This window comes from Streptomyces sp. NPDC056144 (genome assembly GCF_042264145.1).
Taxonomy (GTDB): Bacteria; Actinomycetota; Actinomycetes; order Streptomycetales; family Streptomycetaceae; genus Streptomyces.
On sequence record NZ_JBHJVF010000001.1, the window covers coordinates 417896 to 443444 of the forward strand.

25 protein-coding genes are annotated in these 25549 nt (G+C 71.4%); 14 read left to right on the top strand and 11 right to left on the bottom strand.

Annotated elements, in window-relative coordinates:
• Window positions 1-121 precede the first annotated feature (121 nt).
• Window positions 122-481 carry an ArsR/SmtB family transcription factor gene (locus tag ACFC0Z_RS01730; protein WP_376431621.1) on the top strand — a complete coding sequence of 120 codons (360 nt, stop codon included), beginning with the start codon at window positions 122-124 and terminating at the stop codon, window positions 479-481.
• Between the two features lie 46 nt (window positions 482-527).
• Here ACFC0Z_RS01730 and ACFC0Z_RS01735 read toward each other — a convergent pair whose 3' ends face one another.
• On the bottom strand, window positions 528-947 hold the full coding sequence (locus ACFC0Z_RS01735) for an arsenate reductase ArsC (RefSeq protein ID WP_376431623.1): 420 nt from the start codon (window positions 945-947) through the stop codon (window positions 528-530).
• A 71-nt stretch (window positions 948-1018) separates the two neighbouring features.
• On the opposite strand from ACFC0Z_RS01735, the gene ACFC0Z_RS01740 reads away from it, so the two are divergent.
• From ACFC0Z_RS01740 to ACFC0Z_RS01760, 5 genes are all read left to right on the top strand, one after another.
• A complete protein-coding gene (locus ACFC0Z_RS01740) occupies window positions 1019-1327 on the top strand; it encodes an ArsR/SmtB family transcription factor (protein WP_376431625.1) in 309 nt (102 codons plus the stop codon).
• Entirely contained in the window at window positions 1324-2409 is a 1086-nt protein-coding gene (gene arsB, locus ACFC0Z_RS01745; protein ID WP_376431626.1) for an ACR3 family arsenite efflux transporter, read from the top strand. Before ACFC0Z_RS01740 ends, arsB begins: the two co-directional genes overlap by 4 nt.
• Before the next feature lie 42 nt (window positions 2410-2451).
• Window positions 2452-3525, top strand: a complete 1074-nt coding sequence (locus ACFC0Z_RS01750) for an ArsO family NAD(P)H-dependent flavin-containing monooxygenase (protein ID WP_376431628.1) — start codon at window positions 2452-2454, stop codon at window positions 3523-3525.
• A 98-nt stretch (window positions 3526-3623) separates the two neighbouring features.
• Complete coding sequence (locus ACFC0Z_RS01755; protein ID WP_376431630.1) at window positions 3624-3995, top strand: ArsR/SmtB family transcription factor; 372 nt, start codon at window positions 3624-3626, stop codon at window positions 3993-3995.
• Between the two features lie 191 nt (window positions 3996-4186).
• A complete protein-coding gene (locus tag ACFC0Z_RS01760; RefSeq protein ID WP_376431632.1) occupies window positions 4187-5449 on the top strand; it encodes an ATP-grasp domain-containing protein in 1263 nt (420 codons plus the stop codon).
• Between the two features lie 50 nt (window positions 5450-5499).
• On the opposite strand, the gene ACFC0Z_RS01765 is transcribed toward ACFC0Z_RS01760, so the two are convergent.
• Window positions 5500-6012, bottom strand: coding sequence for a GNAT family N-acetyltransferase (locus tag ACFC0Z_RS01765; RefSeq protein ID WP_376431634.1), 513 nt, complete (start codon window positions 6010-6012; stop codon window positions 5500-5502).
• Between the two features lie 118 nt (window positions 6013-6130).
• Window positions 6131-7273, bottom strand: coding sequence for a permease (locus ACFC0Z_RS01770; RefSeq protein ID WP_376431636.1), 1143 nt, complete (start codon window positions 7271-7273; stop codon window positions 6131-6133).
• A 269-nt stretch (window positions 7274-7542) separates the two neighbouring features.
• Between ACFC0Z_RS01770 and ACFC0Z_RS01775 the strand changes: the two genes are divergently transcribed.
• On the top strand, window positions 7543-7872 hold the full coding sequence (locus tag ACFC0Z_RS01775) for an ArsR/SmtB family transcription factor (RefSeq protein WP_376431638.1): 330 nt from the start codon (window positions 7543-7545) through the stop codon (window positions 7870-7872).
• A 32-nt stretch (window positions 7873-7904) separates the two neighbouring features.
• Window positions 7905-8276 (top strand): ArsR/SmtB family transcription factor, encoded by a 372-nt coding sequence (locus ACFC0Z_RS01780; protein WP_376431640.1) that lies wholly within the window; start codon window positions 7905-7907, stop codon window positions 8274-8276.
• A 78-nt stretch (window positions 8277-8354) separates the two neighbouring features.
• Here the strand turns inward: ACFC0Z_RS01780 and ACFC0Z_RS01785 are convergent, their stop codons facing one another.
• Window positions 8355-8717, bottom strand: a complete 363-nt coding sequence (locus ACFC0Z_RS01785) for an ArsR/SmtB family transcription factor (protein ID WP_376431642.1) — start codon at window positions 8715-8717, stop codon at window positions 8355-8357.
• 154 nt (window positions 8718-8871) lie between these two features.
• Here ACFC0Z_RS01785 and ACFC0Z_RS01790 point away from each other — a divergent pair, with 154 nt between their 5' ends.
• The 3 genes from ACFC0Z_RS01790 to ACFC0Z_RS01800 are packed head-to-tail and all read left to right on the top strand — an operon-like array spanning window position 8872 to window position 12017.
• Window positions 8872-10245, top strand: a complete 1374-nt coding sequence (locus ACFC0Z_RS01790) for an FAD-dependent oxidoreductase (RefSeq protein WP_376431644.1) — start codon at window positions 8872-8874, stop codon at window positions 10243-10245.
• 58 nt (window positions 10246-10303) lie between these two features.
• The gene (locus tag ACFC0Z_RS01795; RefSeq protein WP_376431646.1) at window positions 10304-10780 is read left to right on the top strand and encodes an ArsI/CadI family heavy metal resistance metalloenzyme; all 477 of its coding nucleotides are present in this window, start codon (window positions 10304-10306) and stop codon (window positions 10778-10780) included.
• Window positions 10781-10787: 7 nt separating this feature from the next.
• Window positions 10788-12017 (top strand): MFS transporter, encoded by a 1230-nt coding sequence (locus ACFC0Z_RS01800; RefSeq protein ID WP_376431648.1) that lies wholly within the window; start codon window positions 10788-10790, stop codon window positions 12015-12017.
• A gap of 38 nt (window positions 12018-12055) precedes the next feature.
• On the opposite strand, the gene ACFC0Z_RS01805 is transcribed toward ACFC0Z_RS01800, so the two are convergent.
• Both ACFC0Z_RS01805 and ACFC0Z_RS01810 read right to left on the bottom strand, forming a co-directional pair.
• On the bottom strand, window positions 12056-13174 hold the full coding sequence (locus tag ACFC0Z_RS01805; protein ID WP_376431650.1) for a fatty acid desaturase family protein: 1119 nt from the start codon (window positions 13172-13174) through the stop codon (window positions 12056-12058).
• A 7-nt stretch (window positions 13175-13181) separates the two neighbouring features.
• The gene (locus ACFC0Z_RS01810; RefSeq protein WP_376431652.1) at window positions 13182-14192 is read right to left on the bottom strand and encodes a ferredoxin reductase; all 1011 of its coding nucleotides are present in this window, start codon (window positions 14190-14192) and stop codon (window positions 13182-13184) included.
• A 131-nt stretch (window positions 14193-14323) separates the two neighbouring features.
• On the opposite strand from ACFC0Z_RS01810, the gene ACFC0Z_RS01815 reads away from it, so the two are divergent.
• Window positions 14324-15463, top strand: a complete 1140-nt coding sequence (locus ACFC0Z_RS01815; protein WP_376431653.1) for a PucR family transcriptional regulator — start codon at window positions 14324-14326, stop codon at window positions 15461-15463.
• 88 nt (window positions 15464-15551) lie between these two features.
• Entirely contained in the window at window positions 15552-16616 is a 1065-nt protein-coding gene (locus ACFC0Z_RS01820; RefSeq protein ID WP_376431655.1) for a DUF389 domain-containing protein, read from the top strand.
• 12 nt (window positions 16617-16628) lie between these two features.
• Here ACFC0Z_RS01820 and ACFC0Z_RS01825 read toward each other — a convergent pair whose 3' ends face one another.
• The 4 genes from ACFC0Z_RS01825 to ACFC0Z_RS01840 form a co-directional block, all read right to left on the bottom strand.
• A complete protein-coding gene (locus ACFC0Z_RS01825) occupies window positions 16629-18359 on the bottom strand; it encodes a dipeptide ABC transporter ATP-binding protein (RefSeq protein WP_376431657.1) in 1731 nt (576 codons plus the stop codon).
• Window positions 18356-19348: an ABC transporter permease gene (locus ACFC0Z_RS01830; protein ID WP_376431659.1), complete on the bottom strand. Its 993-nt coding sequence runs from the start codon at window positions 19346-19348 to the stop codon at window positions 18356-18358. Before ACFC0Z_RS01830 ends, ACFC0Z_RS01825 begins: the two co-directional genes overlap by 4 nt.
• A gap of 11 nt (window positions 19349-19359) precedes the next feature.
• Window positions 19360-21156: an ABC transporter substrate-binding protein gene (locus ACFC0Z_RS01835; protein WP_376431661.1), complete on the bottom strand. Its 1797-nt coding sequence runs from the start codon at window positions 21154-21156 to the stop codon at window positions 19360-19362.
• Between the two features lie 61 nt (window positions 21157-21217).
• The gene (locus ACFC0Z_RS01840) at window positions 21218-22144 is read right to left on the bottom strand and encodes an ABC transporter permease (RefSeq protein WP_376431663.1); all 927 of its coding nucleotides are present in this window, start codon (window positions 22142-22144) and stop codon (window positions 21218-21220) included.
• A gap of 539 nt (window positions 22145-22683) precedes the next feature.
• On the opposite strand from ACFC0Z_RS01840, the gene ACFC0Z_RS01845 reads away from it, so the two are divergent.
• Window positions 22684-24351: a M4 family metallopeptidase gene (locus tag ACFC0Z_RS01845; RefSeq protein WP_376431665.1), complete on the top strand. Its 1668-nt coding sequence runs from the start codon at window positions 22684-22686 to the stop codon at window positions 24349-24351.
• Window positions 24352-24423: 72 nt separating this feature from the next.
• On the opposite strand, the gene ACFC0Z_RS01850 is transcribed toward ACFC0Z_RS01845, so the two are convergent.
• Window positions 24424-25533: an aryl-sulfate sulfotransferase gene (locus ACFC0Z_RS01850; protein ID WP_376431667.1), complete on the bottom strand. Its 1110-nt coding sequence runs from the start codon at window positions 25531-25533 to the stop codon at window positions 24424-24426.
• Window positions 25534-25549: the final 16 nt, after the last annotated feature.

A 25549-nucleotide genomic window follows, 5' to 3' on the forward strand; every position in this document is an offset into this window, starting at 1 on the left:
CACGCCGCTCCACCCCCCCCCGGTTGTGGCCGCCCGGGGCCCAACGTGCTGCTAAAACCCCGACAAACCGGGGCGGGGGCCGGCGCGCCCCCCCCCCCCCACGGCCCGTTGAAGGATGCCCATGTCCGACACCTCGCTCGACCGGGAGACCGTCGAGGAGTACGCCCGCTGGTTCCGGGCCCTGGCCGACCCCACGCGCATCCGCATCATGCGGTTCCTCAGCGGGCGGCCGGGGCCCGTGCCGGTGGGGGAGATCGTCGCCCATCTCGGTCTCAACCAGTCGACCGTCTCACACCACTTGAAGATCCTCTACGACGTCCGCTTCCTGACCAGACGCCGGGCCGGTTCCAGCATCCTGTACGCCGTCAACCCCCGGTGCGTCACCGAGTTCCCCGGCGCCGCCGACATCCTCATCGGCGCCCCGCCCCACCCCTGCCCCGCAACGGGAACCGGCCCCCGCCCGTCACATCCGCCAACGTGACGAGCAGGGGCCGGTGGCCAGGGGGCCGCCCGACGGCGTGTGCGGGTCAGGGCTGCCGCTTCGCGTCGATCTCGGCGATCAGGCCCTCGATCAGGACCTTGATCTCGTCGCGGATCGGACGGACGGCTTCCACGCCCTGCCCCGCCGGGTCCTCCAGGGCCCAGTCGAGGTACTTCTTGCCGGGGAAGACCGGGCAGGCGTCGCCGCAGCCCATGGTGATGACGTAGTCGGACGCCTGGACGGCCTCGGTGGTCAGCACCTTCGGCTTCTGGTCGGAGATGTCGACGCCGACCTCCCGCATCGCCTCGACCGCGGCCGGGTTGACCCGGTCGCCCGGCATCGAGCCGGCGGAGCGGACCTCGACGCGGTCGCCCGCCAGGTGGTCCAGGAAGCCGGCGGCCATCTGGGAGCGGCCCGCGTTGTGGATGCAGACGAAGAGCACGGAGGCGAGCGGAGCGGTGGTCATCGGTTCTTCCTTGCGGGCAAGAGGTCAGTCCCCGCTGGTATCAGCGGCGAGTGATGTGACAGTATCAGTCCATGATGACGTCAGTCGATGCTGATCTGATCCGAGTTCTGGCCGACCCCCTCAGGCTCCGGATCGTGACGCTGCTCGCCCGCGAGACCCTCTGCACCACCCACCTCGTCGAGGAGACGGGTGCCAAGCAGACCAACCTCTCCAACCACCTCCGCGTCCTGCGCGAAGCCGGTGTGGTGGAGACCGAGCCGTGCGGTCGCTTCACGTACTACCGCCTGGTGCCGGACGTCGTCGCCCGGCTCGCGGGCCAGTTCGCGGAGCTGGCCGAGTCCGCCCGTACCGCCACCGACAACAAGAGGGCCTGCCCGTGAGCCCCACCCAGGCACCCGCTCCGGCGGCGGACCCCTCGGTCGTCGCGAAGCTGTCGACGCTCGACCGCTTCCTCGCCGTCTGGATCCTCCTCGCCATGGCCCTCGGCCTCGGCCTGGGGCGGCTGATCCCCGGCCTGAACGACGCCCTCGCCAAGGTCGAGATCGGCGGCATCTCGCTGCCGATCGCCGTCGGCCTGCTGGTGATGATGTACCCGGTGCTGGCGAAGGTCCGGTACGACAAGCTGGACGCCGTCACCGGCGACAAGAAGCTCATGGTCTCGTCGCTCGTCATCAACTGGATCGTCGGCCCGGCCGTCATGTTCGCGCTGGCGTGGACCTTCCTGCCCGACCTGCCCGAGTACCGCACCGGCCTGATCATCGTCGGTCTCGCCCGCTGCATCGCCATGGTCATCATCTGGAACGACCTCGCCTGCGGCGACCGCGAGGCGGCAGCCGTCCTGGTGGCGCTGAACTCGGTCTTCCAAGTGATCGCGTTCGGTCTGCTGGGCTGGTTCTACCTCGACGTCCTGCCCGGCCGGCTCGGCCTCGGGGACGGCGAGACCCTCGACATTTCGATGTGGAGGATCGCGCTGAACGTCGTCATCTTCCTCGGCGTCCCGCTCCTCGCCGGTTTCCTCACCCGCCGCATCGGCGAGAAGAGGATGGGCCGCGAGGCGTACGAGGCGAAGTTCCTGCCGAAGATCGGCCCGTGGGCGCTGTACGGCCTGCTGTTCACGATCGTCATCCTCTTCGCCCTCCAGGGGAAGACGATCACCTCGCAGCCGCTGGACGTCGCCCGCATCGCGCTCCCGCTGCTCGTGTACTTCGCGGTGATGTGGTTCGGCACCTTCGCGCTCGGCAAGGCGATCGGGCTGAACTACGACCGGACGGCCACGCTGGCCTTCACGGCGGCGGGAAACAACTTCGAGCTCGCCATCGCCGTCGCCATCGCCACCTTCGGCGTCACCTCCGGGCAGGCGCTCTCCGGCGTCGTCGGTCCTCTCATCGAGGTCCCCGTACTCGTGGCGCTCGTGTACGTGTCCCTGGCCTGGCGCAGCAAGTTCGCTCCCGCCCTGCGGTAGATCCCGCTGACCCGCCACCCCCCACGGAAGGAAGCCGGAGAGATGAGCAGCACGGTCGATGCCGATGCGGATGTCGATGTCGTCGTGATCGGCGGCGGCCAGGCGGGACTGGCCGCCGGGTATCACCTGCGCCGCCTCGGCGGACTCGACTTCGTCGTCCTGGACGCCCAGCCGACGCCCGGCGGAGCCTGGCAGCACACCTGGGACTCGCTCCACCTCTTCTCTCCGGCGCCCTACTCCTCCCTGCCCGGCCGCCTCATGCCGCTGCAGCCCGGTGAGACGTACCCGGACGCCGCCCATGTCGTCGCGTACCTCACCGACTACGAACAGCGCTACGAGCTTCCCGTCCGGCGCCCCGTCCACGTACGGGCGGTCCGCCGCGACGGCGAGCGCCTGCAGGTCGAGAGCGACTCCGGCACCTGGCGCGCCCGCGCGGTCGTCAGCGCCACCGGAACGTGGTCGCGACCGTTCCTCCCCGCCGTACCCGGCCGGGACGTTTTCCGGGGACGGCAGCTCCACACCGTCGAGTACCGCACGTCCGGCGAGTTCGCCGGGATGCGCGTCATCGTCGTCGGAGGCGGGAACTCCGGGGCGCAGATCGCGGCGGATCTCGCGTACGGCACCGACCTCACCTGGGTCACCCAGCGTCCCGCGCGGTTCCTCGCCGACGACATCGACGGACGGGCCCTCTTCGACCACGCCACCGCCCGCCGTCGCGCCCTCGACGAAGGCCGCGTCGACGGCGGGGGAGTCGCCTCGCTCGGCGACATCGTCGCCGTGCCGCCCGTGCGCGAAGCCCGCGACGCGGGCCTCCTCAAGGCGCAGCCGATGTTCACGCGGGTGACGGAGACCGGCGTCGAATGGGCCGACGGCACGCGGGCGGAGGCGGACGCGATCATCTGGTGCACCGGGTTCCGCCCCGCACTCGCCCACCTCGCCCCGCTCGGCCTCCGAGGTCCTCGCGGACACATCTCCACCCGGGGCACGGAGGCTGTCGGGGAGCCGCGACTCCACCTGCTCGGCTACGGCGACTGGACCGGCCCCGCCTCGGCCACCCTCGTCGGCGTCGGCCGTCCCGCCCGCGAGGCCGCGCGGGCCGTCGCGGCCCTTCTGTGATGAGCCCGTGGCAGCGGAGCGTGAACGCAGGGTGAACAACTGGCGGAAACCGATCCTCGGGATCGCCATGCGATCTTGTCGACTCGTATGGTGTACGGATGGCAATTCCTGTGGCGGACATACCGATTGAGGATCTGAGCGCGGAGCGCTGCGCCCCCCGCCCCCCGGGCCTTCTGATCGACCGCGACGAAGTCGAGCTGCTGACTGTCCGGTTGAAGGCGCTGGCCGACCAGACCCGTCTGCAGATCATCCACCTCATCGACCAGGCTCCGGCCGGAGAACTCTGCGTCTGCGACCTGACCGAGTCGCTCGACCTGGCGCAGCCCACGGTGAGCCGCCATCTGAAGATCCTCACCACGGCAGGGCTGTTGCGTCGTGAGCAGCGGGGAACCTGGGCCTGGTTCTCGATCCGCTGGGACGCCCTTCAGGAGCTCAGGAAGCGCGCCTTCCCGTCCGGCGCCGCCTGCTAGGGCCTGTCCGGGACGATCAGGGTCGGGCGAGGTCCGGGGGCATTCATCGATCTATTGACATACATCGCTCGACGCTGGCAGGGTTCCGGCCGTCGGCCTTCGGCCGACTGCGCCGTCGCCGAACCGGGTGCCGACCCCGCCCCGTCGGCCGGCCCCGGCATCGACCTCACGTCGACACGAAAGTTCCCGCCATGGCCGTCACACCCCACCCGCAGTCGTCCACCACCGAGGCTCCGGTCCTGCTCCTCATGGGCAGCGGCGACCGCCGCTACCGGGAGTACATCGTGGACGCCGTCTCCCGCCACTTCCGCCTGTGGCTCCTCGACGCGTACGAGCCGAGCTGGCAACTGCCGTACGTGGAAGGGTCCTCGCTCCTCGACACCAAGAACCTCGACGAACTCCTCGTCGAGGCGAAGCAGGTCATGGAGCGGTTCCCCGTGGCCGGGGTCTTCACGTACGACGAGTCGCTCGTGCACGCCGCCTCGCGCCTCGCCGAGGCCCTCGGTCTGCCCGGAAGCGCACCCGACGCGGTGCTCGCCTGCCGCGACAAGGCGACCACCCGGGAGCGCCTGACGGCCGCCGGCGTCCCCCAGCCGGCCTGCACCCCCGTCTCCACGGCGGCCGAGGCGCGCGGCGCGGCCGACGCGACCGGATACCCCGTGGTGGTCAAGGCCCGTGGACTCGCCGGCAGCCTCGGTGTCGTCCGGGCCGACCACGGGGACGCCGTCGAGGCGGCCTTCGAGGCGGCCAGCTCCGCCAACTGGCCCGGGGTGCCCCGCTACGAGGCCGACGTCCTCGTCGAGGAGTACCTCACCGGTCCCGAGATCAGCATCGACGCGGTCGTCGTCGACGGCGTGTGCGCCCCGATGATCGTGGCGCGCAAGCAGGTCGGCATGGACCCGTACTTCGAGGAGACCGGCCACACCGTCGACGCCGCCGACCCGCTGCTGACGGACCCCGAACTCCTCGACCAGCTGCACCGCATCCACCAGGCGCTCGGCTTCGCGCACGGCGCCACGCACACCGAGTTCAAGCTCACCCCCAAGGGGCCGCGCCTCGTCGAGATCAACGCGCGCCTCGGGGGCGACTTCATCCCGCTCATAGGGATGCTCGCCACCGGTACCGACCCGGCGGTCGCCGCCGCCCAGGTCGCGGCCGGGCTCGCGCCCGAGACCGCGCCGAAGGCGCGGCGGACGGCGGCCATCCGGTTCCTCTACCCGGAGGCCGACTGCGAGGCGCTCGACGTGACCGTCCGCACCGACCTGTACGGACCCACGGTGCACACGGCGGTCGCGACCGCCGGTCCCGGCACCCGGCTGGCCCTCCCGCCCCGGGCGTACATGAACCGGTACGGCTACGTCATCGCCGTCGGCGAGGACCGCGAGCAGGTGGCGGCCGACGTGGAGGCCGCGCCCGCCCTGGTCGAGCTGCGGTCGCGCCCCCTGGCCGACTGAGCGGTTCCGCCCGCGCGAACGATGCCGGTCACCGAGGTGGCCGGCATCGGTCATACGACCGCCGGGCTGCGGCGTTCCACGAGCAGGACGTCGCGCCAGACCCCGTGGTGGCGCGCCACGCGCTCCCGCCTGCCGAGGACGCGGAAGCCCACGGACGCGTGCAGGGCCAGGCTCGCCTCGTTCTCGGGGAAGACGCCCGCCTGGACGGTCCAGATCCCCGCCCTCTCCGTGGAGTCGATCAGCGCCGTGAGGAGCGCCCGTCCCACGCCGGTTCCGCGCGCCGCGGGATCGACGTACACGGAATGCTCGACGACGCCCGCGTACGCGGGGCGCGCCGAGACGGGGGACACCGCCGTCCAGCCGACGACCCGCCCTCGGGGGTCGAGCGCGACGAACCGGTGCGCGGGCGACTTGGCGGTGTCGAAGGCGCTCCACGGCGGTGCCGCCGTCTCGAAGGTGGCGTTCCCCTCGTCGATGCCCTGCTGGTAGATCGCCATGACGGCCGGCGCGTGGTCGTCCGTCATGGGGGCGAGGGTGATCGTGGTGTGCGGGCGGACGGTCATGCTCGGTTCCTTTGCGAGGCGCGCACGAGGGTGGCGCGGGGGCGGGTACGGCGACGCTCCTGTGGCGGTGGGGGACCGCCACAGGAGCGTGGGTGGGGGGTGAGGGAAGAGCTCAGGGTCAGAGAATCGCCAGCGAGACCAGGCCGATGCCCACGCTGCCGAGGAGACCCACGCCGAGGTAGAACGCGAAGACCTTGGCCTTCACGACGCTCTTGACGGCCACCATCGCCGGGATCGTCGTGACGGCACCGCCGAGGAGGAAGGTGACACCGGCCGCGGCGACCATGCCCTGGTCCAGGAGGCCCTCGACGACGGGGATGGCGCCGACGCCGTTGAGGTACAGCGGGACGCTGATGAGACCGGCGACCAGGACGGAGACGACACCGTCGGTGCCCAGGATGCCCGAGACGACGTCGGTGGGCACGTAGCGGACGATCAGCGCCTCGAGGACGATGGCGAGGAGCAGCCACTTGCCGAGGATCAGGGAGTCGCTGACGATCTCCTTGAGGATCTCGACGGCGTTCAGGTTCTTGATGTCACGCCGGACGAGCACGCGCCACGGAGTGCCGTCGTCCTCCGCGTCGTTCTGCGGAGCGGGGGAGCAGCCGCCCGCCGCGGGCGCCGACTCCTGTGCGGCGGAGCCTCCGCAACCGCCCCCGGCCGGACCCTCGTCGGCGCTGCTGCTGCTGCCGCCGCCCCCGACGGTCACGGGCTGGGGGACGGTGGCCTTCGCCGTCGAGCACGCCGTCTCGGCGACGGCCACGGTCTCCGGCTCCTGGGAGCAGCTCTTCGTGGTCGTCTTCCCCTCCGTGGAGTCGAGCAGCGGGTCCGCGAAGCGTCCGCGCCGTTCGAGCGCGAGGACGATGAGGCCCGCGCCGAAGCTCAGTACCAGGGCGCCCACGAGCCGGGCCGTGGCGATGGGGAGCCCGAGCTGGGAGGCGGAGAGGGCGTAGATCTCCGGGTCCATGGAGGGGGAGGCGATCCAGAAGGACATGACCGCCGAGAGCGGGACGCCGGCTATCAGGAACCGGCGGATCAGCGGGATCACGGTGAAGGAGCAGAAGGGGCTGAACGCGCCGATCGCCGTGACGATGGCGATGCCGAGGACGCCCCTGCGTCCCTGGGCGAAGCTCCGGCGCGCGACCACGTCGATCGACAGACGCTGTACGGCGATGCCCAGGACGATGGCGACCAGGAACCACGGCAGGTAGTGCAGTACCTCAAGCAGGATGAACAGGCCAAGGGCCCGCAATTCGTCCACGGGTGAACCTCTCTGAAACGGTGACACATGCGGGGAGCGGCGCCGTGAGGGGACGTACGGAGGACGTGGCGAGCCGCCTGGGGAGGCTCGACCGGCATCCCCTTTATCGAATATCGATGATAGACGATTAAAGGGATGTCGAGCAATGGGTCGTACGGCGCCTGCTGCGCCCTGGCGCTTGGCCTCGCCGCTCCCAGGCTGGATGTGACCCTCGCTGTCCGGAGCGAACCTTGCCGTCGCGGGTGGTCATCGAATAACATCGATGAATCATGAGCGGTACGATGAATGCCCAGCTGATCGACCGAGCCACGGCCGAGTCCTACGCGACCTGGTTCAAGGCCCTCTCCGATCCCACCCGGGTGCAGATCCTCAATCTCCTCGCGCTGGCGACCGGACCGATGAGCGTCGGCGAGATCGTGGACCGGATGGGCGTCGGGCAGTCGACGGTGTCACACCACCTGAAGCTCCTCTCCGACGTGCGGTTCGTCCTGCGTGAACGCCAGGGGACATCGATGCTCTACTCCATCAACGTCGCCTGCGTGGCGTGCTTCCCCAGCGCCGCCGACGCCGTCATGGGCCGTCCCGCGGTCGCGGAGTGAGGACCGCCCCCTCGGTCGAGCCGGCCGCGCGCGTGTCCGGTGCAACCGGCGGGGTCGGCGCGGCCGGCGCTGCCGGCACCGCCTGCTGCCCGCCGATCGTGACCGCGGCGCTGTCCGAGCGGGATGCGGAGGTCATGGCGGCGATGTTCAAAGCGCTGGCCGACCCCGTCCGGCTCCGGCTCCTGTCCCGAGTGGCCTCGCACCCCAACGGGGAGGCGTGCGTCTGCGACATAGCCGACGTCGGCGTCTCCCAGCCGACCGTCTCGCATCACCTCAAGAAGCTCCGGGAAGCGGGCCTGCTCACCTCCGAGCGGCGCGGCACCTGGGTCTACTACCGTCCGGCGCCCGGCGTCCTGGCCTCGCTCGGGACGTTTCTCTCCGACACCGAGAACGCCAGCGTCTAGAACGCCCGCGCCGATGAGCTCGCTCCGGCGACCCGGGCGGCTTCCTGGTGTCGGCGTCGTTCGCGTTCTTGTCGCCGGTCAGGCCGAGGCCGCCTTCGTGAGGAGTGCGCCCATGGCGGCGAGTACGGCGGGTTCGACCCGGTAGTACACCCAGGTCCCGCGCCGCTCCGAGGTGAGCAGCCCGGCTTCCCGCAGCTTCTTCAGGTGATGCGAGACGGTCGGCTGGGACACGCCGACGTCGGAGATGTCGCAGACGCACGCCTCGCCGCCCTCGTGCGAGGCGACGGCCGAGAACAGGCGCAGCCGCACCGGGTCGCCCAGTGCCTTGAACATGACGGCGGTGCGCTCCGCCTCCTCGGCGGTGAGCGGCCGCTCGGTGAGCGGCGGGCAGCAGGGCTCCGTCCCGGGCTCCAGTATCGGCAGCATCTTCATGTTCGACATGCATCTATGTTGACACGTATCGAACCAAGCCGTCTTCCCTCGCCCCTTCCTCTCTTCTGAATTCGATGAACGTCTATGTTGACGAATGTCGAATCAGTCGCCATGCTGAAGGTGCAAGAGATCGACAGATGTCGAAACAGCAAGGAGAAGCGCCGTGAACGTCACCGCCACCCCCACCGAGCAGCTGCCCGTCGTGGTCGTCGGAGCGGGTCCCGCCGGTCTGGCCGCCGCGGCCCACCTGGTCGACCGGGGCCTGGAGCCCCTGGTCCTGGAGGCCGGATCCCAGCCGGGAACCTCTGTACGGGAGTGGTCCCACGTGCGGCTCTTCTCCGCCTGGAGCGAGGTCGTCGACCCGGTCGCCGAGAAGCTCCTGACCCCGACCGGCTGGGTGAAGCCCGACCCGGACACGTACCCGACCGGGGGCGAGTGGGTGGCCGCCTACCTCGCGCCGCTCGCGGACGCCCTCGGTGACAGGATCCGGCTCGGCGCCCGGGTCACCGGTGTCTCCCGGGCCGGCCGCGACCGCGTCGTCGACGCCGACCGCGAGCAGCAGCCCTTCACGGTGTACGTCCGCCACGGCGACGGACGCGAGGAACGCCTCCTCGCCCGGGCCGTCATCGACGCCTCCGGCACCTGGTCCACCCCGAGTCCGGCCGGCGGCGACGGACTCCCGGCACTCGGTGAGCGCGCGGCGGCCGACCGGATCTCCTACCGCGTTCCCGACCTCAAGGACCCGGCCGTGCGCGCCCGTTACGCGGGCCGGCGCGTCGCCGTCATCGGCTCGGGCGCCTCCGCCTTCACCGCCCTCGCCTCGCTGGCAGCCCTCGCCAAGTCCCCGGACGGCACGGACACCCGGGCGACCTGGATCCTGCGCCGCGCCCTCTCGGGCAGCACCTTCGGCGGAGGCGGCGCCGACCAGCTCCCCGCGCGTGGCGCCCTCGGACTCGCGGCGAAGGCCGCGGTCGACGAGGGGTACGCGGACGCCGTCACCGGCTTCCGTACGGACGCGATCGAGCGGGACGGCGAGCACCTCGTCCTGGTCGCCGAGGACGGCCGGCGTCTCGACCCCGTCGACGAGGTCATCGTCCTGACCGGTTTCCGCCCCGACCTGACCTTCCTCGACGAACTGCGCCTGGGCCTCGACGAGAGGCTCCAGGCCCCCGTCGAGCTCGCTCCGCTCATCGACCCGAACCAGCACTCCTGCGGCACCGTCTACCCGCACGGCGTGAAGGAGCTGACACACCCGGAGCCGGGCGTGTACCTCGTGGGCATGAAGTCCTACGGACGCGCCCCGTCCTTCCTGGCCCTCACCGGCTACGAGCAGGTCCGGTCGGTCGTCGCCGCCCTCGCCGGGGACCACGCGTCCGCCGAGCGCGTCGAGCTCGTCCTCCCCGAGACCGGGGTCTGCGGCGGAGCCGGCCTGTTCGACGAGCCGGACGACAGCGTGGCCGACGGCAGCGGTTGCTGCGCGACCCCGACGGCGCTCCAGATCGGCGTCGGAGCCCCGGCCGCGGCCGGCGGCTGCTGAGACGGCACCACTCACCCACTCATCCGCTCACCCGTCCATCCGCAACCGGAGGAACACGATGTCCCGCGTACAGCTCGCCCTGCGCGTCCCCGATCTGGCGGCGTCCGTCGCCTTCTACACCCGGCTCTTCGGCACCGAACCGGCCAAGCTCCGCGACGGCTACGCCAACTTCGCCATCGAGGAACCGCCGCTCAAGCTCGTCCTCATCGAGGGAGCCGAGGGCGAGGACACCCGGCTGGACCACCTCGGGGTGGAGGTCGGCACGACGGAGGCGGTCCACGCCGCCACCACCCGCCTGGGGGAGGCGGGACTGGCGACCACCGAGGAGAACGACACCACCTGTTGCTACGCCCTCCAGGACAAGGTCTGGGTCCAGGGCCCCGGCCGTGAACCGTGGGAGGTGTACGTGGTCAAGGCCGACGCCGACACCCTGACGAAGCAACAGGGCAGCGCCTGCTGTGCCGGCTCGGCGGACTCCGCGGACTCCGCGGACGACGGGGCGGGCGCACCGGCCGTCGCCGGTGGATGCTGCTGATCCCACGATGACCGACCTCCACACCCACGGGGCCGCGACTGGAGCAGGGGACCGGTCGCGGCCCCGTGCCGCCCTGCCCGCGCTCTGCGCCACCCAGATCACCAGCTGGGGCATCGTCTACTACGCCTTCCCCGTCCTGAACCCGAGGATCACGGCCGAGACCGGCTGGTCCACCGGCGCCACGACGGCGGCGTTCTCGCTCGCCCTGGTCGTCTCCGGCCTCGCCGGAATCCGGGTCGGCCGGACCATCGACCGCCGCGGGCCGCGCACGGTCATGACGGCGGGCTCCGTGGCCGGGGTCCTGAGCCTGGCGGTCGTGGCCCTGGCGCCGAACCTGCCGGTGTTCTTCGCCGGGTGGCTCCTGGCGGGGTTCGCCATGGCGGCCACCTTCTACCAGCCCGCGTTCGCCGCGCTCACCCGCTGGTGGGCCCCGGACCACGTCCGCGCCCTGACGATCGTCACCCTCGCCGGCGGCCTCGCCTCCACCGTCTTCGCCCCGCTGACCGCCGTCCTGGCCGACCGGCTGTCGTGGCGCGAGACCTACCTCGTACTGGCGGCGGTCCTCGCCGTCGTCACGGTCCCCGCCCACGCCCTCGCCCTGCGAGCCCCGTGGCCCCCGGCGCCGCCCGCTCCGGCCGGCGGTACGGGGACGAGTCCGGGCGCCACGGCGCGCAGCCGACCGTTCGTCCTGCTCGCGGTCGCGTTCACCCTCTCGGCCTTCGCGATGTACGCGGTCGTCGTCACGCTCGTCCCCCTCCTGCTCGAACGCGGCTACAGCACCTCCCAGGCGGCCTGGGCCCTCGGACTCGGCGGCGCGGGCCAGACCTTCGGCCGGATCCTCTACGCCCCGCTGGCCCGCCACACCGGGACCACGGTCCGTACGACCGCTCTCATCGCCCTCGGCGCCCTGACCACCGCGGCCCTCGCCGTCACGCCGGGCCCGTACGGCCTGGTGATCGCGGTGTCCGTCGCGGCCGGCATGGTCCGGGGCAACCTCACCCTGCTCCAGGCCACGGCGGTCACCGACCGCTGGGGCGGCCGGCACTACGGCCGCCTCTCCGCGCTCCTCGGCGCCCCCGCCATGACGGCCTCGGCGCTGGCCCCGTTCGCCGCCGCCGTCCTCGCCGTACCGCTGGGCGGCTACCCGGAACTCTTCCTCCTGCTCGCCGCCCTCGGCCTGGCGGCCGCCTTCGTCGCTCCGGCGACCGCCGGAAGCGGTGCGGCCGGAAGGGCATGAAGCGGTACCGGGAAAAGGGTATGAACCGGTACCGGGAATCAGGCGGTGACGAGCTCCTTCTCGCGGTGCGGCGCGTCGGTCTTGGGCTTCCGGTTGGGCAGCGAGAGCCGGAAGACCTTGTGCCACGCGGAGAACACCTGCTTGGGCAGCGGCCCGGTGACGTACTCCAGCTCGTACTTCTCGAACAGCGCGCGCACCTTCACCGCGACCTCGGCGTACCGGTTGCTCGGCAGGTCCGGGAACAGGTGGTGCTCGATCTGGTGCGACAGGTTGCCGGTCATGAAGTGCATGGCCTTGCTGCCGCTGATGTTGGCCGAGCCCATCATCTGGCGCAGGTACCACTGGCCGCGTGTCTCGCCCTCGATCGACCGGCGCTCGAAGACGCGCACGCCCTCGGGGAAGTGCCCGCACATGATCACCGAGTGGGACCAGATGTTGCGGACCAGGTTCGCGGTGAACGTGGCGGCGAGCGTGGTGAGGAAGGACGGGCCCGACAGCAGGGGGTGGATCACGTAGTCCTTGAGCACCTGCTTGCGGATCTTGCGGCCGACGGCCCTGGCCCGCGCGCGGAACTCGGGGTTCTTGCGGCGGCGCTTGTGCAGGTTCTTGCCGAGCTCCAGGTCGTACGCCGCGATGCCGTACTCGAAGAAGCAGGCGTTGACGAAGTTCCACAGCGGCTGGCCGAGGTGGAACGGGTACCACTTCTGGTCCTCGTCGACGCGCATGATGCCGTAACCGAGGTCGTTGTCCTTGCCGATCACGTTGGTGTACGTGTGGTGCAGCTCGTTGTGCGAATGCCGCCACTGGTCGGACGGCGAGACGTGGTCCCACTCCCAGGTGGTGGAGTGGATCTTCGGGTCCCGCATCCAGTCCCACTGGCCGTGCAGGACGTTGTGGCCGATCTCCATGTTGTCCATGATCTTCGCCACGGACAGCCCGGCGGTGCCGATCACCCAGGCGGGCGGGAAGATCGAGAACAGCAGGACCGCCCTGCTGGCCAGTTCGAGCTTGCGCTGCGCCGAGATGACCTTGCGGATGTAGGCGGCGTCCTTCTCGCCGCGGCCGGCGATCACCTCGTCGCGGATCGCGTCCAGCTCGCGGCCGAGCTCCTCGATCTGCTCCGCGGTCAGGTGGGCGGTGGGGTCGATGGCGGTCAAGGTGCTCCTACCGTTCGATGTCGCAGGGGCCCGCCGCGGCGGACACGCAGGTCTGGATGAGGACGCCGGGCTCGGCCTCGGTGATCTCGCCGGTGCGCAGGTCGCGGACGGCGCCCGCCTTGAGGGGGGTGACGCAGCCGAAGCAGATGCCCATGCGGCACCCGGACGGCATGAGCACGCCGGCCTCCTCGCCGACATCGAGCAAGGGGGTGGCGCCGTCCGCCTCGACGGTCCTGCCGGTGGCGCTGAACGTGACCTCGCCGCCGTCACCGGCGACGACGACACCGGGGCGGAAGCGTTCGGTGTGCAGGCGCTCTTCGACGCCGTGTCCGCGCCAGAGCTCCTCGGCGGCGTCGAGCAGGCCCGCGGGCCCGCAGGCCCAGGTCTCGCGCTCGGCCCAGTCGGGTACCAGCTCGTCGAGACGGGCGATGTCGAGGACGCCGTCCGTGTCGGTGTGCACCTCGGTGAGCCGCAGCTTCCCGGCCGCGACCAGGCCGTGCAGTTCCTCGCGGAAGATCACGTCTCGTGGGCGCGGCGCGCTGTGGACCATGACGACGTCGTCGAACGCGCTGTCACGCAGCATGCCCATCACCGGCGTGATGCCGCTGCCTGCGGTCAGGTAGAGCACCTTGGCGGGCGTGGGCGCCGACAGGACGAAGTCGCCGGTCGCCTGGTCGAGCTGGACCAGGGTGCCCGGCCTGGCCCTGCGGACCAGGTGGTTGCTGACCTTGCCGTCCGGGATCGCCTTCACGGTGATCGTGACACGGCCGTCGCGGCGGTCCGGCGGCGAGGTGAGGGAGTAGGCGCGCCACAGGCGCCTCCCGTCGACGTCGACCCCGATCCGCACGTACTGACCGGCCGTGTGGCCGCGCCAGCCCTTCCCGGGCCTGATCACGATGGTCGCCGCGTCACCCGTCTCGGGGTGCACGGCCTCGATGCGCCCCCGCAGGTCGGCTCCCGCGCGCAGGGGGCTGACCAGGTCGAGGTAGTCCGACGGCAGCAGCGGCGTCGTGACCATCTCCAGCAGTTTCCACGCCCTACTGCGGAGGGCTGCACTCGTCATGTCCCCAGCTTGATGCGCTTCACGGCGTAAAGTCCTGACCGAAAGACGTAAATTTGACCGGCCGAATTGTTCGCAGGGAACAAAGCATGAGCTATCCGATCCGGAGGGTCACCGATCTGGCCCTTGACCAGGCGACGGTCGCCGCACTCCGGGCCGCGCTGACGACCACCGCCGACGAGGTCGTCCAGGCCATCATCGACGAGGTCCCTCCGTACGCCAACGCCCTTTCGGGCCGTATGGGTGTCACCATCCGCCGAGCCGTCCGCACCGCCCTGGGCCACTACCTGGACCTCGCGAGCGGGCGGGCCACCGGCGGCGACGCCGGTGACGCGGCCTACGAGCTGGGCCGCGGCGAGGTGCGCGACGGGCGTTCGATGGACGCCCTGCTCAGCGCCTACCGCGTCGGCGCACGGGTGGCCTGGCGGTGTCTGGCGGCGGGTGCCGTACCCGCGGGTCTGCCCGCCGCCGAGGTCGCCAAGTTCGCCGAGCTGACCTTCGCCTACATCGACGAGCTCTCCGCGGCGAGCGCCGCGGGTCACGCCGACGAGCTCGCCGCCCGGGGCCGGGAGCACGAGCGTCACCTGGAACACCTGGCCCGTGACCTCCTCGCCGGCGCGAGCACGGACGTGCTGCTTGCCTCCGTGCAACGGGCCGGGTGGCAGCCTCCCGCCTCGCTGACCGCCGTCCTGCTGCCCGCCGCCCAGGCCCGGCCCGCGTACCGCGCGCTCGACCCGAGCACCCTCGTCCTCGACGATCTGCCGGACGACCTCGGTGTGCTGCTCGTCCCCGACGCCGACCGGCCACATCTCCTGCGGCAGCTGGCCGACCGCACCGCCGTGGTCGGCCCGGCCCGGCCGTGGACCCGTGCGTCCGCCTCGTACGAGCGAGCCGCCCGCGCGCGCTCCCTCTCCGCCGACATCCGCGACACCGAGGACCACCTGCCCGAGCTGGTGCTGAGCGCCGACGTGGACGCGTTCGCGGATCTACGGGCCCGGGCCCTCGCGTCGTTGCGGACCTTGCCCGCCGCGACCGCGCGGCGGCTGGAGGAGACGTTGCGGGCGTGGCTGCTCCACCAGGGCAGGCGGGACGAGGTGGCGGCGGCGCTGTTCGTCCATCCCCAGACCGTCCGCTACCGGATGTCGCAGCTGCGGGAGCTGTTCCCGGACCTCGCGTCGCCCCACCGGGTCCTCGAACTGACGCTGGCGGTCGGCCTGCGGGTCGGCTGACGGGGCTCCCGCGGAGCCGGCCTCGACTCGCACAGGAGGGCTAATCGCCTGATACTTCCTGAAACGGGCAACAGGGAGGGGTCGCGCCATGACCGACGGTCACACCGTCCAGGCGGCCGGAGGGCGCTCCCGAGCGCGAGGCGTCGACGCCGACGCGGCCCGGCGGATGGCCGACTCCCTGTTCATCGAGCGCGACTGGCGGAGCCCCAGCTCGTCGCGGTTCTGGGTGCTGCTCGTGCTGGCCTCGGTGATCGCGGGCGCCGGCGTCGTGGGCGACTCCACGGCCACGGTCATCGGCGCGATGATCGTGGCCCCGCTCATGACGCCGATCCTCGGCACCGCGCTGTCCCTCGTCCTGGCGGACCGCGCCCACGTCACCCGCAGCGCGCTGCTCGTGATCGGCGGCGCGGTGGCCGTGGTGTGCATCGGGATGCTGCTCGGCTGGATCGTCTCGCCGCCGGACGCCTTCGCCAACAACAGTCAGGTGTCCTCCCGCATCAGCCCGCGCCTGATCGACCTGCTCGCCGCGCTGGCCACGGGAACCGTCGGCGCCTTCGCCCTGGTCCGTACCGACATCTCCGACACCCTGCCCGGCGTCGCCATCGCGATCTCCCTCGTCCCGCCGCTGGCCGTCACCGGGCTGCTCGTCACGGTGGGCCGCTACCACGACGCCGGACAGTCGGCGCTCCTCTTCGCCACCAACGTGGCCGCCATCGTCGCGACCGGCACCCTCGTCTTCCTCGCCTACCGCGTCCGGGACGCGGCCCGCGAGGCGGGTCTCACCGTGGGCGAGTTCCACGGCAGGACCCTCGTCGCGGTCGGGGCCGTCGTCCTCCTCGTCGCGGTCCCCCTCACCACCGGCACGATCTCCGTCGCCCACGACCGCTCCCTCGCCGCCGACGCCCGCCCCGTCGCCGACCGCTGGGCTGAGGCGGGCGCCTGGCAGATCGCCTCCGTCGACGCCCGCAACGGCGTCGTCCTCGTCGGCGTCCTCGGCCTCCCGCCCCAGCCCGCCCCCACGGCCCTCCGCGCCGCTCTCGACCGCGCGGGCATGGCCGACGCCGACCTCCAGCTCCGCCTGGTCGGCGGACGCACCCACTGGTGCGCCGCGCACTCCCTCACCTGCACGGTCGAGAACGCCCGTACGGACTGACCTTCAGGACCTTCAGGACACGGGCTGCGGGGGCAGGCCGACCCCGGCCGGGAGGTGGTGCGGGAAGGCGTCCAGAAGTTCCCTCGTGTACGGGGCGGACGGCGCGTCGAAGACGGTGTCCCTCGGTCCCACCTCCACCAGCTCGCCCTGGTTCAGGACGGCGACGCGGTCGCAGAAGTGCCGCACGACCGTCAGGTCGTGGGAGATGAAGAGCAGCGACAGGCCGAGCTCCTCGCGCAGGTCCATCAGGAGGTTCAGGACCTGCGCCTGGACCGACACGTCCAGCGCGGACACCGGCTCGTCGGCGATGACCAGACGCGGCCGCACGGCCAGCGCGCGGGCGATGCCGATGCGCTGGCGCTGACCGCCGGAGAACTCGTGCGGGTGGCGCGAGAGGTGCGTCGGGGACAGCCCCACCTGTTCGAGGAGTTCCGCCGCCCGCTCCCGGCGTGCCGCGCGGTCCAGGTCCGTGTGGATGCGCAGGGGCGTGGTGACGATCTGCTCCACCGTGTGGCGAGGGTTCAGGGACGCGTACGGGTCCTGGAAGACCAGCTGGACGTCCCGGCTCAGCTCCCGGCGCAGCCGCGTGTCCGTCGCGGCCCGGGAGACGTCCCGGCCGTCGAAGCGGACCTCCCCGCTCGTGGGACGGCGCAGGCCGGTCATGGCCCGCGCGATGGTGGACTTGCCCGAGCCGGACTCGCCCACCAGGCCGAGGGTCTCCCCGTGCGCCACGTGGAGGCTCACACCGTTCACCGCGGTGTGCGGGCGGGCGCGCCGGCGGCCGGGGTAGCCCACGCGCAGGTCCCGTACTTCGGCCAGGACTCCTGAGACGGAGGTCGAGGTGGAGGCGGAGACGGAGGCCGGGTCGGGGGCGGTACGGGGGCGGGCGCCGGCGCGCGGCCTCGGCTCCGGGTCGTCGACCGTGGGAAGGCGCGTGCCGGGGACGGTGTCCCGGGTGGGTGCCGCTCCGATGAGGGCCTTCGTGTAGGGATGGGCGGGGGAGGTCAGGAGGCGCTCGGTGGGGCCCTCTTCGAGCGCCTCGCCGTCGCGCATCACCAGCATGCGGTCGCACGTCCTCGCCACCACGCCCACGTCGTGCGTGATGAGGACCATGGCCGTCCCGGCCTCCGACTGGAGTTCGCGGATCAGCTCCAGGACCTGGTGCTGGACGCGGGCGTCCAGCGCGGTGGTGGGTTCGTCGGCGATCAGGACGCCCGGGTCGTTGACCAGCGCCATGGCGATGACGACGCGCTGGCGCATGCCGCCCGAGAGGTGGTGGGGGTGGTCCGAGGCGCGGGCGGCCGGGATGCCCACCCGTTCCAGCATCGCCGCGGCCCGTTCCCTCGCCTCCCCGCGACCGGCCCTCGGGTGATGCACGCGGTACGCCTCCGCGACCTGGGCGCCGATGGTGTGGAACGGCGACAGCGCGTCCAGGGCGTCCTGGAAGACCATCGCGACACGGGAGCCCCTGACCGTCTTGAGGACCGCTTCCGGTGCGCTCACGAGGTCGAGGCCGTCACCGCCGAGCCGAATGAGGCCCTCGACGCGGGTGCGCGCCGGGTCGTGGAGGGCCAGGGCGGCCAGGCCGATCGTGGACTTGCCCGAGCCCGACTCCCCGACGAGACCGAGGACTTCGCCGGGGGCCACGTCGAAGGAGATGTCACGGACGGCGGAGACCGGTCCGCGCGCGGTGCGGAAGGTGACCGCGAGATCGCGGACGCTCAGTGCGGGGCGGTCGTTCACGCGAGCCTCACTCGGGGGTCAAGCCAGGCCACCACCAGGTCGGCCACGGCCACGAACACGACGACGAAGAAGGCGGCGACGAGGACGGTGCCGACGACCGTGGGCAGGTCGTTGCCGGTCACCGCGTCCACGGCCAGCTTCCCGACACCGCCGAGACCGAACACGGTCTCCGTGATGAACGCGCCGCCGAGCAGCGCCCCGACCTCCAGGCCGAGCAGCTGCACCAGCGGGCCGGCCGCCCCGCGCGCCGTGTACCTGAGGTGGGTGCGCAGGGTGCCCAGGCCCTTGGCGCGCGCCGTGCGGACGTACCCGTGATGCATGGTCTCCAGCATCTGCGAGCGGGTCAGCCGGGCGTAGACGGCGGCGTTGACGAAGCCGAGGACCAGCCACGGCAGGATCATGCCGAGGGCCCACTGGCCGGGCCGGTCGGCGAAGGAGACGTAACGCGGGGGCGGCAGCAGGCCCGTGGAGTAGACGAGCAGGAACAGGACCACGTAGCCGAGGAAGGAGATCTGGACGCTGGCGCCCAGCAGGTTGAAGCCGGACAGCAGGCGGTCGGTCGCCCTGCCCCTGCGCAGCGCCGCCGCGAGGCCCGAGCCCACGCCGAGGACCAGGATCACGGCGAGGGCGCCGACCGCGATCGAGACGGTCACCGGGAGGCGGTCCTCGATGGCGGTCAGCACGGGCTGGTGGAGGGTGTACGAGTAGCCGAGGCAGGGGGCCGGGCAGGGGATCGGGGTGCCGTCGACGTCCGCGATGGTGCGGCCGGCGACGATGCCGCCGACGTAGTCGGTGAACTGGGAGACGATCGGCCGGTCGAGCCCCATGCTCGTACGGACGGCCGTGAGCTGTGCGGAGGTGCACCTGGGGCCGCAGGCGACGAGGGCCGGGTCGGCGGGGGCGGCGTGGAAGAGCCCGAAGGCCGTGGCGGTGATCGCGAAGAGCACCGCCACGGCCTGCGCGACCCTCTTGAGGAGGTATCGGATCATGGTCGTGGAGGTCAGGAGTTCTTGACGTACACGTCGGCCAGGGCCGTGACGCCGTAGATCGGGTGGGTGGCGGCGCCGCCGATCCGCTCGCCGCGGAACTGGGAGACGCTCTTGTAGAGGAAGGGCACCAGGGGGACGTCCTTCATGACCGTCTGCTCCAGGGCGATCAGCTCGTCGGCCTTCTTCCGGGCGTCACCGATCTTCGCGATGCGGGCGAGCTCCTCGTCCACCCGCGGGTTGGCGTAGCGGATGGGGTTGGACACCGCGTCCAGGTGGCTCTCGTAGCCGAGGGGGAGGAGGGTCGAAGGGGTGGGCCAGTCCACGGAGTTGGTGGAGAGGAACAGGTCGTACGGGCTGTCCTCGCCGCCGAAGACCTGGTCGTTGAACGCGCCGGGCTGGAGGCCCTTGAGCACGAGCGTGATCCCGGCCTTGGCGAAGGCGTCGGCGAGGACCTGCGCGACCTGGTCGTCCGCCGGGCTGTCGGTGGGGTACGCGTACGTCAGCCGGGTGACCTTCGTCTTCGCCCGGGCCAGGTGTTCCTTGGCCTTGGCGATGTCGCCGGTGGGGGCGACGGGGTAGAGGTCGTACTTCTTCCAGCCGACGACGGCCGGCGAGGAGAGGGTGGTGGCGATGTCTCCGGCGTAGCGGCCGCCGAGGACCTGGCGGGCCTGCTTGCGCGGGAAGAGGTAGTGGATGGCCTTGCGGACCTCGGGGTCGGTGACCCGGTCGTTCCTGATGTACAGGTCCTGGGTGTAGGCGCCCTTGCTGCCGGAGACGACCAACGCGCGCTTGGCGGGGTCGCGTTCGACCGTCGAGATCAGCTCCGGCGGAAGGAGGTCCTTGGTGGTGAGCGTGGTCGCCCCGGCGCCCTGCCCGGCGAACACCTCCTGCGCGGTGTTGAGGGCCTCCTTGCCGAAGGTGAACGCGAAGCGGTCCGGGTAGGCGTGCCGGATCGAGTCCGTCTCCGGCTTCCAGTACGGGTTGCGCTCCAGGGTGAGGCTCTGGTTCTGCTTGTGCTCGACGATCTTGTACGGCCCGGTGGCGAAGGGCTTCAGGTCGTAGCCGGTGCCCGTGTCCTTGTCCTCGCGGACCGGCGAGGAGGAGGACTGGGCGGCCATGTACGGCACGTCGGACTGCGGCTGGGGGAAGTGGAAGACGATGGTCTTGTCGTCGGGCGTCTCGATCGCCTTGAGATCACCGTCCTTCTTGGGGCCGCCGTACTTCTTCACCGCCTCGGTGAGGTCCTTGGTGCCGGTGAGCCACGGCTGCCAGTAGGCGGGGCCGACCTCGAAGCCGGGCGCGAAGGTGCGCTCGATGCCGTACTTGACCTGCTGCGCGGTGACGGGCTTGCCGTCCTCCCAGGCGATGCCGTCCTTCAGGCGGTACGTCCAGGTGCGGCCCCCGTCGGAGGACGTGCCGGTGTCGGTCGCGAGGTCGCCGACCAACCGGGGCCTGCCGTCGACGATCTGGTACTGCGTCAGCTGCCGTCCCCACAGCAGGGAGGTGCTGTACCGCTCGCCGGCGTAGATCTTCTGCGGGTCGAGGTGCGGGAAGTCCGCCTGGTTGGCGACGGTGACGGTGCCTCCCCTGCGGGCGCCGGGGATCTCCGGGGCGGGGCCCTGGCTGTCCTTCGCGGTGCCGAGGGTGGTGGTCAGCCGCTGTCCGCTCTTGGCGGCGGTGGCGGCCTTCCCCTGGCCGGCGCCTGTGCCCGCGCCCGCGCCCGCACCCGCGGAGCAGGAGCACAGCAGCAGGGCGGTGGTGGTGGCGAGAACCGGTACGGCTGCGGTGCGCAGGGTGATTGCGGGCATGACGAACTCCGTTGGATGGTGCCGGTGTTGCGGATGAGGGTGAGAGAAGGGTGTGAGGCGCTCAGCGGACGGTGTGCGGGTCGAGCGCGTCCCGCACGGCGTCGCCGAGGAGATTGAAGGCGAGGACGAAGACGAGGAGGGCGGCGCCGGGGAAGACCATGTAGGTGGGGTCGTCGTAGAGGACGTCGGCGCCCCGGGAGATCATGCGGCCCCAGTCGGGGATGGGCTCGTTGACGCCGACCCCGAGGAAGGACAGCGCGGCCTCGGTGGTGACGATCGCGGGCACGACGAGGGTGATGTGCACGAGGACCGGCGCCCAGACGTTCGGCAGCAGCTCGCGGAACACGATGTGCCGCCGGCTCGCACCGAGGGCCCGGGCCGCCTCGACGAACTCCCGCTCCCGCAGGGACCGTACGACCGTGCGCAGCACCATCGCGAGCGGTACCCAGCCGAAGGCGGAGAAGACCAGGACGAGAACGGCGAACTGCATCCAGGCGGGTTCGTTCTCGTCGGGCGCGACGAATCGGGTCTGGACGACCGGGCCCAGCGTGAGCAGGAACAGCAGGCTCGGGAAGGCGAGCAGGACGTTGCAGACGAAGGTGAACGCCCGGTCGGCGAGTCCGCTGAGATAGCCCACGGCCACCCCGACGACCACGCCGACGACGGCGACGACGGCGGCCGAGACGACGGCGATCAGCAGCGAGGTGCGGATGCCGTACAGGAGTTGGGCGAGGACGTCGCGGCCGAGGCCGGGCTCGATGCCGAACCAGTGCTCGGCCGAGATGCCGCCGTTGGGCAGCAGGGGGAGGCCTTCCGGGCTCAGCAGGCCGACGCCGTTCTGGCCGTAGTGCTCGGTCGGGTTCTTGCCGTACAGGGCGGTGATCAGGGGCGCCGCGAGGGCGAGGAGTGCGAAGAGCGCGACGACGCAGAACGAGACGATCCCGACCCGGTCGCGCCGGAAGGCGTCCACCTTCGATACCGCTGACACGCTGCCGCACTCCCGCTCGTTCGGGGCGCGCCGACGGTGGGGGAACGCCCTGGATCACACCGGAGACGGGGTGACCGTTCCGGACATCGAGCATTAGATCGAAAGATCGATGCTGTCGCAACGCGGCAGATTCCAAGGTCAAACACGGGTATTGCCTTGAATGTCCAGAGTGTTGCCCTGTTCATGTCGCCGTCATGAAAGTGCTCATAAATCGCCGCGAATCGCCCCGATCGTGAGAGATGGGCATCACAGTCCGCATCCCCTCCCGAACCCCTCGGCGTGCTCTTCGGGGAGTGCGCCCTTCGCGTTCCTTGCGCTCGCGTGTCGGGAGTCCGTGCCGCCGTGTCGTCGTGTGTCGCGAGCTCGTCCATCTGGTGAACAGGGCGGTGGTGAATCGGTAGATAGCGAGGTGAACCACCCGATGTCGCCCGTGACATGTGCGCGACGAGCTGCGAATGTACCTGCCCATCAAGGCGATCCGCCTCGAACGGGTGGGCGGCGATCCCGCTCAACTCCCCACGCATCCCTGGAGAAACCACATGTCTTCGCTTACCCCCGCACACGGCGTGGCGCGGCGCCTCGCCCTCACCTCGGGCGCCGTCGTCCTCACCGGCACCCTGGTCGCCGCCGCTGCCGCCACCGCGTCCGCGGGTGCCGCTCCGGAGCCGCGTGGCGGCGCATCCGTCACGGCCACCGCCTCGTCGCTCGGGCTCGGAGCCAAGGAGAAGCTGGTCGTCAAGGACGTCGTCAAGGACGCCGACGGCACGGTCCACACCCGCTACGAGCGCACCTACGCCGGCCTTCCGGTCCTCGGCGGAGACCTCGTCGTCCACCGCGCCGCCGACGGCGCCGTCAAGGACGTCACCAAGGCGGTCAAGGCCGCCATCGAGGTCGCCTCGCTCACCCCGAAGCTCGCTCCGGCCGCCGCCGAGGCCGCCGCCGTCAAGGCCGCCAAGGCCGCACGCGCCACGGACGCCGCCAGCGACGACGCCCCCCGCGAGGTCGTCTGGGCCGCCGACGGCAAGCCCGTCCTCGCCTACGAAACCCTCGTCAGTGGCACCCAGGACGACGGCGTCACCCCGAGCCTGCTGCGCGTCGTCACCGACGCGAACACCGGCGCGAAGCTGTACGAGCAGCAGCTGATCGACGACATAGCCCAGGGCGTCACCGCCACCAGCGGCTCCACGGCCGCCAAGCCCGGCAGCCCCCAGGCCGCCGCGATCGGCACCGGCGCCAGCCAGTACAGCGGCAAGGTCGCACTCGACACGACCACGTCGTCCAAGGGCTTCGACCTCGTCGACGCCGTCCGCGGCGGCTCCAAGGTCCTCGACTTCCAGCACCGTACGGGCGGCAAGGGCGTCCTCTTCACCGACGCGGACAACACCTGGGGCGACGGCACCCCCGGCCACAACCAGACCGCCGCCGTCGACGCCGCCTACGGCGCCGCCAAGACCTGGGACTTCTACAAGGACGTCCTGCGCCGCAACGGCATCAAGAACGACGGCCGGTCCCCCGTCTCCCGGGTCCACTACGGCAACGCCTACCAGAACGCCTTCTGGGACGACCGGTCCTTCACCATCACCTACGGCGACGGCGCGAACAACCAGCACCCGCTGACCCAGCTCGACGTGGCCGGCCACGAGTTCAGCCACGGCGTCACCTCCGCCACCGCGAACCTGACCTACTCCGGCGAGTCCGGCGGCCTCAACGAGGCCACCTCCGACATCTTCGGCACCGCCGTGGAGTGGAACGCGAACAACCCCCAGGACCAGGGGGACTACCTGCTCGGTGAGAAGATCGACATCTTCGGCAACGGCAAGCCGCTGCGCTACCAGGACAAGCCCAGCAAGGACGGCCGAGGCTCGGCCGACTACTGGAGCGCCGGGGTCGGCAACCTCGACGTGCACTACTCGTCCGGTGTCGCCAACCACTTCTTCTACCTGCTGTCCGAGGGCAGCGGCGCGAAGGACATCAACGGCGTGCACTACGACAGCCCGACGGTGGACGGCTCCACGGTCACCGGCATCGGCCGCGACAAGGCCGTGCAGATCTGGTACAAGGCGCTGACCGCGTACTTCACCTCCACCACCGACTACCACGGCGCCCGCGAGGGCACCCTGAAGGCGGCCGCCGACCTCTACGGCGCGGGCAGCGCCGAGGTCCGCGCCGTGGACGCCGCCTGGGCGGGGGTGAACGTCAAGGCCTGACCCGTACGGGAGTGAACGCGGGTGGACGAGGGGCGGTGGCCGGATGTCCGGCCACCGCCCCGGCCTGTCTCCCTACAGCCAGGGGAGCTGGTCGGCGGAGTAGCGGTAGGCGCGGAAGACGGAGTTCTGGGCGCCGCCCGACGACTCCAGGCCCACTCCCTCGCCGAAGGACCGGAACTGCGGGACGACGAACTCCCAGACCACGTCCCCGCCGGGGGTCACCTCGAAGAGCCGGCCGAAGGAGCCCTCGGCGATGAAGGTGTTGCCGTTGGGAAGCCGCTGCGCGCTGGACATGTAGGGGCTGTAGAAGTTCTGCGGCGGGTTGTCCTCGTACGACCACACCTCCTTGCCGGTGCGCGGGTCGAGCTCAAGCACCCGCGAGTACGGCACGGAAGTGGTGTCGCGGTAGGTCCCGTTGTCGAAGACCAGGATGTTCCCGCCCGGCAGCTCGTGCGGGTGGTGCTGCTGGGCCAGGACGTCGGGGCCGATCCGCCACAGGACGGACCCGTCGGCGCGGTCGACGGCGATGGCGGAGGACGCGCTGCGGAAGCCGATGACGATCGAGCCGTCGGCGCTCTCGTTGACGGTGTTGGCCATGGGCCAGTGCTCGCGGGCGAAGTGGGCGTTCAGCGGGAATTCCTCCGGGTCGAGGTGGTCGATGGCGGCCCAGCGCCACACTTCCTCCCCCTCCCAGGTCAGCTCGTACACCACGTCCCCGTAGATCACCCCGCCCGGTGCCTCGGACCCGGGGATGCCGCCCCGGACCCTGGCCGCGTCGGCGGGGGACAGCGGTTCGACGACGGTGACGAGCAGGTTGCCGTTGCGCAGGACCGAAGCGTCGTGGTGGTGGAAGGGGTGCCGGACCTCGCGCAGGACGGTGGAGTCGGGGGCCAGCTCCTGGAAGATGCCGCCGTGGTAAACGTCCCAGATGGGGAAGAGGGTCGGGCCGCTGGTGTCCTTGGCCGCGTAGAAGAGGTTTCCGCCCGGGAGGAGCTGTGCCTGGCGGCCCGGCGGGTGCGGGGAGTGCCAGGCGTGGACGGGCCGGCCCTCGATGTCGACGAGGTGGATCTCACCGGCGCTGGTGATGGGGGTGTAGAGGGTGTAGCCGCCGTAACTGAGGGCGGGGTCATGGGCGGTCAGGCCGACTCCGCGTCGGCGCAGGGTGTTCTGGTCGACGGTCATGAGGATCTCCTGTAGG

Excerpts from the sequence above, each read along its gene's own strand:
- ACFC0Z_RS01795 (WP_376431646.1), top strand. The coding sequence starts at position 10,304 with ATGTCCCGCGTACAGCTCGCCCTGCGCGTCCCCGATCTGGCGGCGTCC.
- ACFC0Z_RS01800 (WP_376431648.1), top strand. The coding sequence starts at position 10,788 with ATGACCGACCTCCACACCCACGGGGCCGCGACTGGAGCAGGGGACCGG.
- ACFC0Z_RS01765 (WP_376431634.1), bottom strand. The coding sequence starts at position 6,012 with ATGACCGTCCGCCCGCACACCACGATCACCCTCGCCCCCATGACGGAC.
- ACFC0Z_RS01760 (WP_376431632.1), top strand. The coding sequence starts at position 4,187 with ATGGCCGTCACACCCCACCCGCAGTCGTCCACCACCGAGGCTCCGGTC.
- ACFC0Z_RS01815 (WP_376431653.1), top strand. The coding sequence starts at position 14,324 with ATGAGCTATCCGATCCGGAGGGTCACCGATCTGGCCCTTGACCAGGCG.
- ACFC0Z_RS01850 (WP_376431667.1), bottom strand. The coding sequence starts at position 25,533 with ATGACCGTCGACCAGAACACCCTGCGCCGACGCGGAGTCGGCCTGACC.
- ACFC0Z_RS01740 (WP_376431625.1), top strand. The coding sequence starts at position 1,019 with ATGATGACGTCAGTCGATGCTGATCTGATCCGAGTTCTGGCCGACCCC.
- ACFC0Z_RS01785 (WP_376431642.1), bottom strand. The coding sequence starts at position 8,717 with ATGTCGAACATGAAGATGCTGCCGATACTGGAGCCCGGGACGGAGCCC.
- ACFC0Z_RS01845 (WP_376431665.1), top strand. The coding sequence starts at position 22,684 with ATGTCTTCGCTTACCCCCGCACACGGCGTGGCGCGGCGCCTCGCCCTC.
- ACFC0Z_RS01730 (WP_376431621.1), top strand. The coding sequence starts at position 122 with ATGTCCGACACCTCGCTCGACCGGGAGACCGTCGAGGAGTACGCCCGC.
- ACFC0Z_RS01810 (WP_376431652.1), bottom strand. The coding sequence starts at position 14,192 with ATGGTCACGACGCCGCTGCTGCCGTCGGACTACCTCGACCTGGTCAGC.
- ACFC0Z_RS01830 (WP_376431659.1), bottom strand. The coding sequence starts at position 19,348 with ATGATCCGATACCTCCTCAAGAGGGTCGCGCAGGCCGTGGCGGTGCTC.
- ACFC0Z_RS01820 (WP_376431655.1), top strand. The coding sequence starts at position 15,552 with ATGACCGACGGTCACACCGTCCAGGCGGCCGGAGGGCGCTCCCGAGCG.
- ACFC0Z_RS01750 (WP_376431628.1), top strand. The coding sequence starts at position 2,452 with ATGAGCAGCACGGTCGATGCCGATGCGGATGTCGATGTCGTCGTGATC.
- ACFC0Z_RS01735 (WP_376431623.1), bottom strand. The coding sequence starts at position 947 with ATGACCACCGCTCCGCTCGCCTCCGTGCTCTTCGTCTGCATCCACAAC.
- ACFC0Z_RS01755 (WP_376431630.1), top strand. The coding sequence starts at position 3,624 with ATGGCAATTCCTGTGGCGGACATACCGATTGAGGATCTGAGCGCGGAG.
- ACFC0Z_RS01775 (WP_376431638.1), top strand. The coding sequence starts at position 7,543 with ATGAGCGGTACGATGAATGCCCAGCTGATCGACCGAGCCACGGCCGAG.
- ACFC0Z_RS01835 (WP_376431661.1), bottom strand. The coding sequence starts at position 21,156 with ATGCCCGCAATCACCCTGCGCACCGCAGCCGTACCGGTTCTCGCCACC.